This is a genomic window from Mesorhizobium sp. M4B.F.Ca.ET.017.02.2.1 (assembly GCF_003998955.1).
Lineage (GTDB): Bacteria > Pseudomonadota > Alphaproteobacteria > Rhizobiales > Rhizobiaceae > Mesorhizobium > Mesorhizobium abyssinicae.
Genome location: NZ_RZOF01000135.1, coordinates 1 through 14606, shown reverse-complemented (window position 1 = coordinate 14606; position 14606 = coordinate 1). Strand labels below are relative to the sequence as shown.

17 protein-coding genes are annotated in these 14606 nt (G+C 59.8%); 14 read left to right on the top strand and 3 right to left on the bottom strand.

The window, feature by feature from the left end:
- The 4 genes from EN738_RS17565 to EN738_RS17550 form a co-directional block, all read left to right on the top strand.
- Positions 1-378 (top strand): TOBE domain-containing protein (locus tag EN738_RS17565; RefSeq protein ID WP_127284781.1); only part of this gene is annotated, 378 nt, incomplete at its 5' end.
- Positions 362-1288, top strand: coding sequence for an ABC transporter permease (locus EN738_RS17560; RefSeq protein WP_127284780.1), 927 nt, complete (start codon positions 362-364; stop codon positions 1286-1288). The genes EN738_RS17565 and EN738_RS17560, both read left to right, overlap by 17 nt.
- Complete coding sequence (locus EN738_RS17555) at positions 1278-2084, top strand: ABC transporter permease (RefSeq protein ID WP_127284784.1); 807 nt, start codon at positions 1278-1280, stop codon at positions 2082-2084. Before EN738_RS17560 ends, EN738_RS17555 begins: the two co-directional genes overlap by 11 nt.
- 25 nt (positions 2085-2109) lie before the next feature.
- Positions 2110-3141, top strand: a complete 1032-nt coding sequence (locus tag EN738_RS17550; RefSeq protein ID WP_127284779.1) for an extracellular solute-binding protein — start codon at positions 2110-2112, stop codon at positions 3139-3141.
- A 257-nt stretch (positions 3142-3398) separates the two neighbouring features.
- Here the strand turns inward: EN738_RS17550 and EN738_RS17545 are convergent, their stop codons facing one another.
- On the bottom strand, positions 3399-5150 hold the full coding sequence (locus EN738_RS17545; protein ID WP_127284778.1) for an adenylate/guanylate cyclase domain-containing protein: 1752 nt from the start codon (positions 5148-5150) through the stop codon (positions 3399-3401).
- Positions 5151-5300: 150 nt separating this feature from the next.
- Here EN738_RS17545 and EN738_RS36925 point away from each other — a divergent pair, with 150 nt between their 5' ends.
- Both EN738_RS36925 and EN738_RS17535 read left to right on the top strand, forming a co-directional pair.
- Positions 5301-5513, top strand: coding sequence for a hypothetical protein (locus tag EN738_RS36925; protein ID WP_348629095.1), 213 nt, complete (start codon positions 5301-5303; stop codon positions 5511-5513).
- Positions 5514-5714: 201 nt separating this feature from the next.
- Complete coding sequence (locus EN738_RS17535; protein ID WP_127284777.1) at positions 5715-5930, top strand: DUF1858 domain-containing protein; 216 nt, start codon at positions 5715-5717, stop codon at positions 5928-5930.
- Here the strand turns inward: EN738_RS17535 and EN738_RS17530 are convergent.
- Positions 5927-6631: a Crp/Fnr family transcriptional regulator gene (locus tag EN738_RS17530; protein WP_127284776.1), complete on the bottom strand. Its 705-nt coding sequence runs from the start codon at positions 6629-6631 to the stop codon at positions 5927-5929. The two genes, EN738_RS17535 and EN738_RS17530, sit on opposite strands and share 4 nt — an antisense overlap.
- Positions 6632-6817: 186 nt before the next feature.
- Here EN738_RS17530 and EN738_RS17525 point away from each other — a divergent pair, with 186 nt between their 5' ends.
- The 6 genes from EN738_RS17525 to EN738_RS17500 all read left to right on the top strand — a co-directional run bounded on the left by EN738_RS17525 (position 6818) and on the right by EN738_RS17500 (position 11906).
- A complete protein-coding gene (locus tag EN738_RS17525; protein WP_127284775.1) occupies positions 6818-8017 on the top strand; it encodes an NnrS family protein in 1200 nt (399 codons plus the stop codon).
- A gap of 143 nt (positions 8018-8160) precedes the next feature.
- Positions 8161-8607 (top strand): pseudoazurin, encoded by a 447-nt coding sequence (locus tag EN738_RS17520; RefSeq protein ID WP_127284774.1) that lies wholly within the window; start codon positions 8161-8163, stop codon positions 8605-8607.
- 238 nt (positions 8608-8845) lie between these two features.
- On the top strand, positions 8846-9955 hold the full coding sequence (nirK, locus tag EN738_RS17515) for a copper-containing nitrite reductase (protein WP_127284773.1): 1110 nt from the start codon (positions 8846-8848) through the stop codon (positions 9953-9955).
- 72 nt (positions 9956-10027) lie between these two features.
- Positions 10028-10900 carry a formylglycine-generating enzyme family protein gene (locus tag EN738_RS17510; protein ID WP_127284772.1) on the top strand — a complete coding sequence of 291 codons (873 nt, stop codon included), beginning with the start codon at positions 10028-10030 and terminating at the stop codon, positions 10898-10900.
- Between the two features lie 24 nt (positions 10901-10924).
- Positions 10925-11374 (top strand): group III truncated hemoglobin, encoded by a 450-nt coding sequence (locus EN738_RS17505; RefSeq protein ID WP_127284783.1) that lies wholly within the window; start codon positions 10925-10927, stop codon positions 11372-11374.
- Between the two features lie 100 nt (positions 11375-11474).
- Entirely contained in the window at positions 11475-11906 is a 432-nt protein-coding gene (locus EN738_RS17500) for a potassium channel family protein (protein ID WP_127284771.1), read from the top strand.
- A 22-nt stretch (positions 11907-11928) separates the two neighbouring features.
- Here the strand turns inward: EN738_RS17500 and hemN are convergent, their stop codons facing one another.
- Positions 11929-13302, bottom strand: coding sequence for an oxygen-independent coproporphyrinogen III oxidase (hemN, locus tag EN738_RS17495; protein WP_127284782.1), 1374 nt, complete (start codon positions 13300-13302; stop codon positions 11929-11931).
- Between the two features lie 134 nt (positions 13303-13436).
- Here hemN and EN738_RS17490 point away from each other — a divergent pair, with 134 nt between their 5' ends.
- Positions 13437-14165: a Crp/Fnr family transcriptional regulator gene (locus EN738_RS17490; RefSeq protein WP_127284770.1), complete on the top strand. Its 729-nt coding sequence runs from the start codon at positions 13437-13439 to the stop codon at positions 14163-14165.
- A 147-nt stretch (positions 14166-14312) separates the two neighbouring features.
- The coding region (locus tag EN738_RS35945; protein WP_210214078.1) for a cyclic nucleotide-binding domain-containing protein at positions 14313-14606 on the top strand (294 nt) is incomplete at its 3' end.

Here is a 14606-nt window from a genome sequence, read left to right as displayed (position 1 = left end):
AACATTCTGAGCGGCCGGCTTGTCGGGCAGGCGGCTGCGGATGCTCACCAGGTCAGAATTGCTGGCGCTGTCGCTACCGCCTACGGCAAAGCCGGAACTTCCGGCGACGGGACGGTTCAGGTCCTGATCCGCCCGGAACATGTCGACGTCCTCGACTCCCCGTCATCGGACTGCATTCCTGCAGTCGTCGAGGACGAGGTTTTCGTTGGGACGGACACCCGCCTTCAATTGCGCCTGATCGACGGTTCGACTTTCACGGCCCGCCTGACCAACAGCCCGGAACAAGAGAAAATCAGGACGTCCGGCACACAGGTATGGCTGCGAATCCATAGCCATAGCGCCCGGCTGCTCGGAGGCGACCATGTCCAGCATCGCTGAGATGGCGGCCACACGCCGAACCGCCGAAGGCCGGCGCCGCTGGTTGCTCAAGGCGCCGGCGCTAGCGACCATCGTGATCGCCTCTGTCGGGCCGCTTGCAGTGATGCTTGTCTATTCGGTGATGGCAAAGGGTGCCTTCGGCGGGGTCGCGCTCGGTCACTTCAGCCTCGACGGCTGGACGAATGTCTTTGTGGAGCGGGATCCCTTTGACGACACGCTCGTACTGGCCGACGCCAATCTCATCATCTTCTGGCGTTCCATCAAACTGGCACTGGTAGCGACGCTGGCCACGCTGCTCATCGGCTTCCCGACCGCCTATTACATCGCCACCCGGCCCGAGCAGGTCCGGTCCCAATGGATGCTGCTGATCACGATCCCCTTTTGGACCAATCTTCTGATCCGCACCTTCGCGATCATGGGCCTCCTGTCCAATCAGGGGCCGGTCAACAACATCCTCATCTGGGCCGGGTTGATCGACAAGCCCATGCAGATGCTTTTCACGGACGGGGCGGTTCTCCTGGGGCTCGTCTACGTCTACCTGCCGCTCATGGTGCTGCCGATCTATGCGAGCCTCGAGCGGATGGATTTCAACCTTGTTGAGGCAGGGTACGATCTTTATGCGACGCGCTCAAAGGTGCTTTGGCATATCGTCATCCCCTCCTGCAAGCCGGGCCTGATCGCCGGATCGATCCTCGTCTTCATCCCCGCAATCGGCGCCTATGTGACGCCGCGCGTCCTGGGCGGGGGAAAGAACATGATGATGGGCAACCTGATCGAACTGCAGTTCGGTCAGGGTCGAAACTGGCCCCTCGGGGCAGCACTGTCCATCTGCCTCCTGGTGATCGTGACAGTGGCGCTCATCATCTACATCCGCGGAAGTTCGGGTAAGGAGAATGCGCATGGCGGCTAGTCAGCACGCATTCGATTTGAAGGCGCAGCCAGGCTTCAGCATCATTGCGCGATTGGCGATCGTCGCTCTCTATTTGCCGATCCTCATCCTCGTCGTGTTCGCCTTCAACGCGACCTCCTCGCTCGGCGTCTGGGGCGGCTTCTCGTTCGATTGGTTCGTCAAGGCCTGGCACAACGACCTGATCATTAACGCAGCCCTCTTCTCTTTGTTTCTTGCCACCGTGGCCGGCGTCCTGGCGACCGTCATGGCCACGATGGCTGCCATTGCCATGACCCGAACCGACGCCTATCGCGGGCAGTTGGTCTCCTACGCCCTGATCAACCAGCCTCTGATCGTTCCTGAAATCGTAACGGCCATCTCGCTTCTGATCGTGTTCGCCGCAGTCAAGTCGGCAACCGGCTACTCGGGCACCGGCTATCTGGTCCTGGCGCACACGGCCTTCTGCATCCCGTTTGCGTATCTGCCGATCCGCGCTCGGCTGGAAGGCATGGATCTGACCCTCGAAACCGCGGCAGCCGATCTCTATGCGGATCCGTGGAAGGCGTTCCTGCATGTGACGCTTCCGAGGCTGGCGCCCGGCATCGTAGCGGGTTTCATGCTGGCCTTCGTCATTTCGCTCGATGATGTCGTCATCACCGATCTGGTGAAGTCCGGCGGACAGGAAACCCTGCCGACCTACATGCTGGGTCAGATCCGTCGAGACATGACCCCCGAAGTCAATGCTGCCGCCACCATGCTTCTGGTGCCCTCGATCCTTCTGGTGACGGCCGTGCATCTGATCAACCGCAAAAAATAAGCAACCTTACAGAGGAGTGACAAGCATGCGATCCATATTGACGGCGCTGACATCGGCGATGCTGCTCGCGGCAGCAAGTTCAGCGGCCCTCGCGGAGGAAGAATTGAGCCTCTACAACTGGGGCAACTACACCAGCCCGGAACTCCTGGAAAAATTCAAGAAGGAAACCGGCATCAAGGTCACGGTGACGGACTACGACTCCAACGATACCGCGCTGTCCAAGGTCAGGGCGGGCGGCTCGGGTTTCGACATGGTGGTTCCGTCGGCCAATTTCGTGCCGATCTGGATCAAAGAGGGGCTCCTCCTTGAATCGCGGCCCGACCAGATGCCGAATTTCAAGAATGTCGACGAACGCTGGGTGAATGTCAGCTGGGATCCGGGCCGTCATTACTCTGTGCCGTGGCAGTGGGGTATGACTGGGCCGGTCGTTGCCACTTCCGTCTACAAGGGTGACATCAACACCAGCGCAATCTGGCTCGATCCGCCGCAGGAACTGAAGGGCAAGATCAATGTCGTGCCCGAGAAGAACGATGTTCTCTATGCCGCCATCCGGTACATGGGCGGCACTTGGTGCACCGGAGACAAGGCGCTGCTGAAGAAGGTTCGAGACAAGCTGCTTGAAGCCAAGAAGTCCTGGGTCTCGATGGATTACGGCATCGAAAAGATGGACAGCCGCGATACGCTGGCCCAGCTCTACTACAATGGCGCCGCATTCCGGGCGCGGCAGGTCAATGCCGACATAAAGCTCGGCTTCCCCAAGGAAGGCTATTCGCTGTTCATGGACAGCGTAGCAATTCTCGCCGACGCGCCGCATCCGGACAATGCCAAGAAGTTCCTGAACTTCATCATGGCGCCTGAAAACGCGGCCCTGATTTCGAACTTCGCGACCTATGCCAACGGCATCAAGGGCTCGACCCAATTCATGCGCGACGACATCAAGGCCGCGCCCGAGTTGAACATTCCGGCGGAGTACATTGCCGCCGGCGGCTGGCAGGAAGTCTGCCCCGCCGAGGTCGACGAACTCTATACCCGTATCTGGACCGACCTGATGAAGTGATGTTGCGTGCTCCGGCGGAGACCCATTCTCCGCCGGAGCCCCCGAATCTCAATTATCCGGGGACCCCTGGCAGGCACACGTGACTTCCAGCCAATGAGCGATCGCCTGCGCCGCCTGGGCTAATCGAAACCCCAACCCCATTGGTCGCGAGGGCCGCCGACATGACGGATGTGGTTGCTATCTGGCAGCGACATCGTGCCACCAGGCTGCCCACGTCATAACCACCAACTCGCGATCGATGCGCCAGCCTGACAGCGCTATTCCGGCAGCCCCGCCTTTCGCAAACCTTCTGCAAGCAGAGCCATATCGGCCGGACGGCTAGTTGAAACGACGTCGGCGAGATTGGAAATTCGTTGGCCGGAATCGAGGGCGAGCATTCGGCTCACCACTTTTTGCGCATCCTCGGTTCGGCCCGCGTGAGCATAGCTTGCAGCCGCAAAGCGCAACGACCCCAAAAAGTCCGGCTTTTCCCGCAACGACCTTTCAGCCCAAGATGATGCCTCCTCAAATCGACCAGCAAAGAGATGAGCCACTGCAACCGCATTCTGCATGTCGAACATGAGCGGGTCGACTGGGCTCATGCGTATCGCGGTCGCCAGGTGCCGGAGTGAGGTTTCCGTATCGCCGAGGTCGGCTCTGACCCAGCCGCTGAATAGCCACGCGGTAGCCAGGTTCGGATTGAGCGCAAGCGCGCGATCAATGAACGCTGCCCCGCTATTATTGTCGCCCACGACGTAGGCGAGCGCGGTCCCGCCGCGGGAAAGAGCGATCGCGTCATCCCTGCCCAAATCTACGGCCTTCAGAGCCAGGCGCTCGGTTTCGGCGGTTTCCTGCTTGCGATCCGTCATCCAGCCGTTGGCCTTGCGCATGACGGCACACCAGGCGGCCATGCCGTATGCCGAGGCAAATTCAGGGTCGAGTTCGATGGCTTTGTAAAACAACTGAAGGGCGTCTGCGGTGGATTCCCTGGTCAACTGGTGGAGGCTTGCTATCCCGCGCAGATAGTAGTCGTAAGCGTCAAGGTGCTCGGTCGGCTTGCGCTTGGCCCGCTCGATCTCTGCCTGTTCCAGCTTCGGAGCGATCGCTCCAACGACACTGCGGGTCACTTCCTCCTGCAGGTCAAAAACGTCCTCCAGCCCGCCGTCGAAACGGTCGGCCCATAGATGTGCTCCCGTTGTCGCGTCGATAAGCTGCCCGGTGATGCGAATCCTGCTCGCCGCCTTGCGCACGCTCCCTTCAAGCACGTAGCGCACACCAAGCTCGCGTCCGACCTGCTTGATGTCCACTGCCCGTCCCTTGTAGGTAAAGCTCGAGTTGCGCGCGATGACGAACAGCCAGCGCGTCCGGGACAGCGCGGTGATGATCTCCTCAATCATGCCGTCAGCGAAGTAGCCCTGCTCGGGGTCGCCACTCATGTTGTCGAATGGCAAGACCGCGATGGAAGGTTTTTCGGGAAGCGTCAGCGTATCCCTTGTCGAGAATGCCGAAGTGGGTTTTGCTCGACTGACCCGATAGGCGCGCACCGCCTCCACGATGTTGTGGACCTGATGGCTGCCGAGGTCGGTGTAGGCATAGTCCAGTTTGCCTTTGACCTGCTCGTAGACGTTGCTCGCGATGCAGACGCCGCCAGGTTCCGCAAGCTTCTCGAGCCGCGCGGCGATGTTCACGCCATCACCGTAGATCGTATCGTCCTGTGCAATCACGTCGCCCAAATTCACGCCCATGCGGAAAGTCATGCGCTTGTCTTCGGGCAAACTTGCATTGAGAGCGGCCAAACTCTCCTGGGCTTCGACCGCACACTGCACCGCGTGGACTGCGCTGGCGAATCCGACAAGAAGGCTGTCGCCAGCGGAACCGACGATGCGTCCGTGCGATGCTGTGATCTTGGGCTCGATCACTTCAGCGCGAAGCCTCTTCAGCTGTGCAAGCGTGCCAACCTCGTCGGCTCCCATGAGGCGGCTGTAGCCGACGACGTCGGCAGCAAGAATTGCGGTGAGGCGTCGCTCCATGCCTGTGTCCTGCCTGCCCCATAGGTCGAAGCTTCGGCAGCGAGCGTATGCTAGTCCTACCGCGAATGCGAGCGTCGACGACGCCGGGACTGTTCCACGCCTTCGGCTTCTGCGCACACGGCCCAACTCGGTCCGGCCGTCGGCGATGCCATGGCCGAACTCATTACGACCGGTCGTAACGAAACGCCGCTCGATGATTTCAGGATCGATCGCTTCAGCGGCGCGGCCCAGCGATCTGAATTGATCACAATTGGCCTCCCCAAGGCCGGTAGCAATGACCTCTTTTGGGAAACGCCAAACCTTACCGCATCGGCCGATATCAGGCGCGAAGCTGCCATTGCGTGGAGGAAAAAAAATCGCTGAGTGGCCGGATCTGCTTCCTGAATGAATTTTGGCGAACCGCTTCGTAACCATTGGGACGGCCAAGCCGTTTCTGACGCGGTCGACGATCTGCGTAGTTCAGACGCGAGGGGGTGCAGCAAGCTGCTTGCTCTTTGTCTCAGCGCAACGAGCCTCCCGGAAAGAGGATGCAAGATGCCCGCTTCCAAGACGCGAGCAAGCGGCATGAAAAGCAAGATCAACGACGATGCGACGATGGACGAAATCATGCACGGGTCGCCCGCCGCCGTCCGGGTCCTGCTACAGCACGGCATGCTTTGCGTCGGCTGCCCGATTGCTTCGTTCCACACCGTTTCCGACGCAGCACGGGAGCACGATCTGGACGAGGAACAACTCAATAGTGATTTGCAGGCGGCGATAGAGAATTCCGACCCCGACTAGCTTTTCTCGGCACGGCCTTCCGCGATCAGAAGGAGCCGGTGAGGTTCGACTACGGTCACCTTTTGACGCCCGCTTTTGACCAATCCCTGGTCTTCCCATGCCGACAGCAGCCGGCTCACCGTATGGAGTGTCGTGCCCGTCATCTCGGCAATGTCCTGTCGTGAGATGGGGAAGTCGATGAGAATTCCTTCTACGGTCTTCTTGCCAGTCTGCTTGACCAGCTTGAGCAGCGCATGGGCGACGCGCTGGTCCACCTGCTCGGTGGCCATCTCGATGACACGCGCATGGGCATCTTGGAGCCTAGTGCCGACAGCCTTGTAGGTGTTGGCGCTGAAGCTCGGGAAACTGGCAGCGAATGTCGGCCAGAGATGGCTTGGCCAGGCCAGAACCACGCAATCGACGGCGGCGATTGCGTTCGCTGGATAGGTGGTGCGGCCAAGCGCATAAGCGATGCCCATCAGTTCTCCTGGACTTATGTAGCGCACCGTCACCTCATGACCGTCGGGCGTCGATTTCACCACGCGCACGTGGCCGTCCAGCAGTAGGAAAAAGGAATGTGCTTCCTGCTCCTGCTCGAAAACCGGCTGGTCCCGAGCGATCCGCATCGACTTCGCCTGCCCGACTATTCGATCGAGATCCGCGGTAGTCATGCCCTCGAAGACCAACAACCCGGCAATCAGCGATCGATCGAGGCTTGCCAACTGCCATTCCTCCCCGGCTTCAACAATCCGATTCCAGACTGTGTCACGGACGACCGCCCATCGACAAGTGATGCCATCTGTTCGCCGTCGTCTGCGATCCTGGCATTGTTTGCGCTGGGGCAAATTGCACCCGTCAGACATAGGATAGAAGAACAATGAGGGCATCCCTGCCCGGCGAGGCATATCATGGCAATTCCGCGGACACAGCCAAGCGCTTATCCTGCAATTCTTTCCTATGGCTTCCGGCCCTTCTTTCTACTCGGCTCGCTGCAGGCCGGCCTCGCCATTCTTATGTGGTTGCCTCTCTACTACGGCAAGCTTGCAACGCTTAGCCTGTTTGTGCCTGTGGATTGGCATATCCACGAACTGCTCTTTGGCTATCTGACGGCAGTCATTACCGGGTTCCTGCTTACCGCAATCCCGAACTGGACGGGACGACTGCCGGTTCAGGATTTCCGCTTGGCCCTGCTGGTATCGATCTGGATCGCGGGCCGGGTCGCCGTGTTCTTCTCGCAGGAAACCGGCTGGCTCCTGAGCGCAGTAATAGATTGCTCATTTCTTGTTGCCGTAGTGGTTGCAGCAGCGGCGGAAATCATCGCCGGTCGAAACTGGCGGAACCTCAAGGTGCTGTTGCCGGTCGCGACCCTTCTGGTGGCAAATGTCCTGTTTCATGTCGAAGCCCATTTCGTCGGGATATCCGATACGAGCCGCCGCCTCGGCCTGGGAGCGGTCGTCATTCTCGTCATGGTTATCGGCGGCCGCATCATACCGAGCTTCACCCGCAATTGGCTGGTTCGCGAAAAGCCGGGACGGCTCCCGACACCCTTTGGCAGATACGATGTCGGGACGATCGCGCTTTCCGCGGCGGGGCTTGCGGCGTGGACCGTCTATCCCGAAGCAAAGGGTACCGGCGTTCTGCTGATCGCAGGCGCAATCTTCAATGCTGTCCGACTCGCCCGCTGGGCGGGCACCCGGACGCTGTCCGACCCCCTGCTTGTGATCCTGCACATCGCATTCGTCTTTGTACCGGTTGGACTTCTGCTTACCGGGCTGTCCGCCTTCGCCCCGGAGACCATCCCAATGGCGGCGGGAATTCACGCCTTGGCGGTGGGCGCGATCGCCTGTATGACGCTTGCCGTCATGACGCGCGCCACCTTCGGCCACACTGGCCGAGAATTGAGAGCAAATAGCGCGACATGCGCGGTTTTCGGTGCCATCGTCATAGCTGCCATCTTGCGCGTGGCGGCTTCCATGGCGCCTTCCTACTCAATCTTCCTTCATGTCTCAGCTGTGCTCTGGGTGGCCGCCTTCGTCGGCTATGCAGTCCAGTTTGGCGGCATTCTAATGCAGCCGCGTCTGCATGCGCGTGGCAAGGACGCTCGCTGAAAAAAGCCGACCGGCTGGCGCTCGATTCCGCCAGTCATTTTTCATCATCCAATTTGCGCCAGCTCAAATCGCGGGGCCGCGCGGCAGCTTACAAGCATCAACGACGGTCGATGCCGTGATGAACTTCAAGAAAGGACTTCCAAATGAAACTGCCTCTGATTGCCGCAGCGATCGCCCTGCTGTCTGTCGTTGCCCCGGTCAATGCCGCGGAACACGTCGTACAGATGCTGAACAAAGGAGAGAAAGGCTCCATGGTCTTCCAGCCTGCCTTTGTCCGCGCGGCGCCCGGCGACACGGTCAAGTTCGTGCCGACCGACAAATCCCACAACGCCGAGAGCATCAAGGACATGATCCCGGACGGCGCCGAGCCTTTCAAGAGCAAGCCAAGCGAAGAAGTAACCGTGACGCTTACCAAGGAGGGCGTCTATGGCGTCAAGTGTGCCCCGCACTACGGCATGGGCATGGTTGCACTGATCGTCGTCGGCAAGCCGGTCAACCTCGATGCGGCGCAAGCCGTCAAGCAGGTTGGCAAGGCAAAGCCCGTCTTTGCCGAACTCTTCGCCGAAGCGACCAAGGCTGCTTCGAACTGATTTGACATCTCTTGGACTGCCTCCGGCAATGGCGGGCTGGAGGCACTGGCCGGGCAGACCAGGGAGGGGTCTGTCCGGCCATTTCCGTCACATTCGTGATTTTCCTGGGAGCGCGTGATCTCGCTCTGTTTCCAAGAGCAACCCGGCTTCTCTTTTGAGATTTGCGTAAACGCAAAGACGCGACCTGCAAATCAATTATCCTCACGGCATTCAACCGTTGCAATCGAAGGAGATGACGATGCTTACGAGACGTGAAGCTCTATTGGGTTCTGTTCTCACCGCAGCCGCCGTTGCCGCCGTTGGCGCAACGCCGGCCATGGCAGCCGCCAAGCCGAAGGATGTAGCCGGGTTGCCGCGCGAGAAAGTGATCCTCGTCGCGCCGCCCTTCGTGCATGCTCACGACCAGGTGGCCAAGGGGGGCCCCAAGGTCGTCGAATTCACCATGAATGTCGAAGAGAAGCCGATGGTCATCGATGCCGATGGCACGCAGCTCAACGCCATGACCTACAATGGTTCCATCCCTGGCCCGCTCATGGTCGTGCATGAGGGTGACTATCTCGAGCTCACACTGATCAACCCGGACACCAACAGTCTCGCCCACAACATCGACTTCCATGCGGCGACCGGCGCGCTAGGCGGCGGTGCGCTGACGCTGATCAACCCCGGCGAGCAGGTCACGCTGCGCTTCAAGGCAACGCGAACGGGAACCTTCGTCTATCACTGCGCGCCGGGCGGCGCGATGATTCCGTGGCATGTCGTGTCGGGGATGAGCGGAGCCGTGATGGTGCTGCCGCGTGACGGCCTGAAGGACGACAAGGGCAAGACCGTCCGCTATGACCGCATCTACTATATCGGCGAGAACGACTTCTACATCCCCCGCGACGAGCAGGGAACATTCAAGAAGTACGAGTCGGCCGGCGACAACTATGACGACACCGTGAAGGTGATGCGCGGGTTGATCCCGACCCATGTCGTGTTCAACGGCAAGGCAGGATCGCTGACCGGCGACAACGCCATGAAGGCCAAAGTCGGCGAGACTGTCCTGATCGTGCACTCGCAGGCCAATCGCGACACCCGCCCGCACCTTATCGGCGGCCATGGCGACTTCGTCTGGGAAGGGGGCAAGTTTGCAAACCCGCCGGCAAAGGACATGGAAACCTGGTTCATCCGTGGCGGGTCCGCTGGGGCGGCGCTCTACACGTTCCTGCAGCCGGGCATCTATGCCTATGTGAACCACAATCTCATTGAGGCGGTGGAGCTTGGCGCGACCGCGCACTTCACGGTCGACGGCAGCTGGGACGACGATCTGATGATGCAGATCGAGGCGCCCAGGGTCATCGCTTCGTAGTCGGGAGATCGGAACCTCGGTGCAACCCCACGGCGGAGCCAAGGGGTTGCACCCACAGCCGGACTTGATGCGATGTCCCTCGACCCAGTCTTTGCCTTCGGAACGATTGCAGCTGCTGCCTTGATCGGCGTGGGCATAACCCATGCGCTCGACACCAGATCTATGGGGTTCCCTCAACCGGCAACCGTCAGCGAAATGGTGATTCTCAGACCAGGCGTGTTCGATCACGCTGAGCCGGGGGAATTCCTCAAGGAGAACCACCCCGTCGCGGCGCCCATCGTGCAAGTATGGATCGATGCGCCGCTGGAGATCATGAAATATCAGGTAAGCGTCGTCGAATATGCACGCTGCGTAGCGGACGGCGCCTGCAAGCCAGCCGACCCGCGCAAGATTGGCAACGTTGCAGTCACCGGTGTAAGCCATATTGATGCGGAAGCCTATGCGACCTGGATTTCAAACCGCACTGGAGATGCATGGCGGCTGCCGACGGATGCCGAGTGGGCCTATGCCGCCGGTGAACGATTCCGGAGCGATATCGAGAGTAAAGAAAACGACCCCAATGACCCGGCCCGTCGCTGGCTTGCCCAATACCGCACCGAGAGTTCGCTCGGACGGAAGCCCGACCCTGAACCAAGGGTACAGGGAGCTTTCGGCACCAACTCAAAGGGATTGGCGGACGTTGCTGGCAATATCTGGGAATGGACCTCGACGTGCTACGTCCACGCAACTATCGCCAGCGACGGCTTAGGGATTGCGAGCTCGATCGACAATTGCGGAGTGCACGTTGTCGAGGGATTCCATCGCACTTACATGTCGAACTTCATCCGCGATGGCAAAAGTGGCGGTTGCGCGGTCGGCACGCCGCCTGACAATCTGGGTTTCCGGCTTGTCCGCGACCGGTCCGGTGCCGTGCAGGCCGCCCTTCGGCACCTAGGATTGTCCTGACAGCACCGTAAACGAAAGTGCATGATGACAGTGAAACCAGTATTGACTGACAGGGTGCGCCCCGTCGCAGAACAACCTTTGGACCACGCCGGCATCGATCGGGCGTCAATAGGAAGACTTGTCCGCCAATTCTATGCCAAGGTCAGGAGCGACGAGCGGCTCGGGCCGATCTTCGCGCGCGAGATCACCGGCGCTTGGGATCCGCACCTGGAGAAGATGACCGACTTCTGGTGTTCGGTCATCCTCAAGAGCGGTGACTATCACGGCCGCCCGGTGCCGGCGCACCTCAAACTCCAGGACGTCACCGAAGCCGATTTCGGTATCTGGCAGGATTTGTTCGGCGAGACGGCCGCTGAACTCTTCGCACCTGAAACGGCGGCGGTGTTTGTCGACCGAGCGGAACGGATAGCGACAAGTCTGAAGCTTGCGATGTTCTTTCGCCTTGCTCCAGCGGCGGCCGGTGGTAGCGAATAGGTCGGCTTGGCAAGCGCCGGGCGCTGTGATTCTGCCAGACCGGTGCGGCGCTTGATTTTGCGCAAGGACTCCAAGCGATCGGGGCCAGTAGGTTCCTCGCATGATCCTTAATCTTTGCGTCGGCACGATCGTCATAAGCCTGACGGTCCTGATCCACACTTTCGGTCTTATCGCGATCACTCACGTGATGACACATCTTGTGGCGCTCTTCCGCATGCACGGCCGCCGCAGCCGGATCGTCGCCATGATCAGCGTGGTGATGGGGCTTTTTGTCGTCATGACGGCAGAAGTCTGGTTATGGGCTGGTATCTACCGGCTGCTCGGAATCTTGAGCGACTTCGAGACGGCGCTTTATTTTTCGACCATCACTTTTTCGACCGTCGGCTATGGGGACGTGGTGCCCGCCCATGGCTGGCGAATCCTGGCGGCGCTGGAAGGCGTCAACGGGTTTCTGCTGATCGGCTGGTCGACTGCTTATCTGATTGCCGCCGGCACGCGCGTCGGTCCATTCAGGATTGGCGAGCACTTTTGACTTGTGGCTTGGAGCCGTCGGTTCACACCGCCGCCGAATGCCGGCCGATTCCATTCTTCAGGTATTTGTCAAATTTCGCCGCCACCGTCCGGACAAGCGGACGGCTTTCCTCCGGTACGACGAAACTCTCGCCTTCGAGCCGGAGAACCTGTCCTGCGCTGGCAATGGCCAGTCGACTCGCTTCACAAAGTAGCCGTTGGCCGACGTTTCCAAAACGTTCGACAAGGTCTGTCGCCGAGAAAGCGAATTGGCACATCAGGCGTTCGATGACCCAGCCTCTCGCCTGATCATCGACACTGAATTCAATCCCTCGCGCTGTCGCCACCTGTCCGGAATTGGCGGCCTTTTCGTACTCGCCGGTCGCAACGATGTTCTGGGCGTAGCCTTGCCGGTATCGGCTGATCGAGGAGGGGCCAAGACCGATAAGCGTTTCGCATTGGTCTTCGGTATAGCCCTGAAAATTGCGACGGATCTTGCCGGCGCGGGCGGCGATGGCCAGCGTGTCCTCCGGTTTTGCGAAATGATCCAATCCCAAGGCCTCGTACCCGGCCTCGACAATCAGTCGTGCAGTAAGCTGCGACTGCGCCAGACGTGCGGCGGAATCGGGCAGCCAGGCTTCATCGATCATCGTCTGGTGCTTCTTGAACCATGGCACATGCGCGTAGCCGAATAGAGCCAGCCTGTCTGGCGCCAGCGTCAGCGCCTGGGCGACGGTCGTTGCAACACTCTCGCAAGTCTGATGCGGCAGCCCATAGAGCAGGTCCAGATTGACGGATGCAACGCCCCGCGCGCGGACCGCGCCGACAATGCTTCTCGTGAGGGCAAAACTCTGCTCGCGATTGATAGCCCTCTGCACTTTGGGATCGAAGTCCTGGACGCCAAGGCTCGCTCTCGTCATGCCGATCGCAGCGAAGGCATCCAGCCGCCCTTCGTCCATATCGTTTGGGTCGATCTCGACGCTAAGACTGGCATCATCGAGAAAGTCGAACCCGTCCCGCAACGCTCTACCGAGCGCCAGGATGTCGTCGGGCTTCAGCATCGTCGGGGAGCCGCCCCCGAAATGGACGGCGCGGACCTTGCCCCGACCGCTCACAAGCCTGCCGACAGTTTCGATCTCCCTATGTAGGGAGTGCAGAAAAGTGGCCACAGGAGCATAGTGACGTGTCTGCTTGGTATGGCAGGCGCAGAACCAGCAAAGCCGGTCGCAATACGGAATATGCAGATATAATGATATCTCGTCATCGCCTTCGAGCGCGTCCATCCATCCACGAACCACTACCGCGTCAACGCCCGGATGAAAGTGCGGCGCCGTTGGGTAACTCGTGTAACGAGGCACGTTCTCTGCCGGATTGGTCGTCAAAACGGGGCGTGCGTCTTTGATTGCTTTCGCTGGCATGGGGCCAAGGTAGCCCGCGCAAGTGTGGCGAGCCTTGATTTCAATCAAGGCATTTGGCGCCACGGACAAACTGACGCAACAGCAACGAGATGCGGTATGGTATTCTATTTCTCTCTCTGGGCTCGAGCGATGCAATGACGATCAGACAGGATGTCCACAGTGCCGGCATCCCCGTTCTTTGCCGATCCTGCGAAGCGCGCCACCGGGGGGTGTGCGGCGCGCTCGAGCCCGATCAATTGATCAAGTTGGCCAAGACCTCGTCGAGGCGTGCCGTTCCCCCGGGCGGTGAGTTGGTTGGCGATGCCGAAGCTGTTGAACGCTATTCAAACGTGCTTTCCGGGGTGGTTAAGTTGACAAAAAGCCTTCCGGACGGAAGGCAGCAAATTGTCGGACTCCAGTTCGCGCCGGATTTCTTGGGGCGTCCGTTCAAGGCGGAAAGTGCTATCAATGCCGAAGCTGCGACAGAGGTGTCGCTGTGCTCATTTCCAAAGACCGTCATCGAGCGGATGATGAAAGACTCGCAGGAGCTGGAGCATCGCCTGCTTGAGCAGAAGCTGAACGAGCTTGACGATGCGCGCAGCTGGATGGTGGCGCTGGGGCGCAAGACAGCCTCGGAGAAGGTCGCGAGCTTTCTTCTGATGATCACCAGGAATATCGATCCGGCCGTTGATGTCGCGGCTGGGCCGACAAGTTACGATCTGCCCCTATCACGCACCGATATTGCTGACTTCCTTGGGCTGACGATCGAGACGGTAAGTCGCCAGTTGACCAGGCTGCGAGCCGATGGGGTAATCCGCATCGAGAACCATCGACACATAATCGTAGACAGCCTGAGCCGGCTGGAACAACGCTGCGGCGGCTGATGATTGGCGACAGAGCCCATACTGTTCTTCTTTGCAGCGCTGGTGCCACCGGCCCAGGAACAAGCACCGACAAAGCCTTGATCTCGATCAAGGCGGTGCAGGCCACAGTCGGAGCAAATGGGCGTCCTATTGATCATAGGCGTCACAATGGCCATCAAACAGGGTGCTCAACAAGCTGACATTCCCACGATCTGTGGGTCCTGCGAAGCGCGACAAGGTGGATTATGCGGCGCACTTGAGACTGGGCAACTAATCAACCTGGCCAAGGCTTCATCAAGGCATGAAATCCCGGGGGGGACAGAATTGGCCGACGACGGAGCCTACTCGAATGTACTGTCCGGCGTAATCAAACTTACGAGAAACCTCTCGGATGGACGTCAGCAGATTGTCGGCTTCCATTTCGCGCCCGATTTTCTGGGCAGGCCTTTCAAGGCACAATGG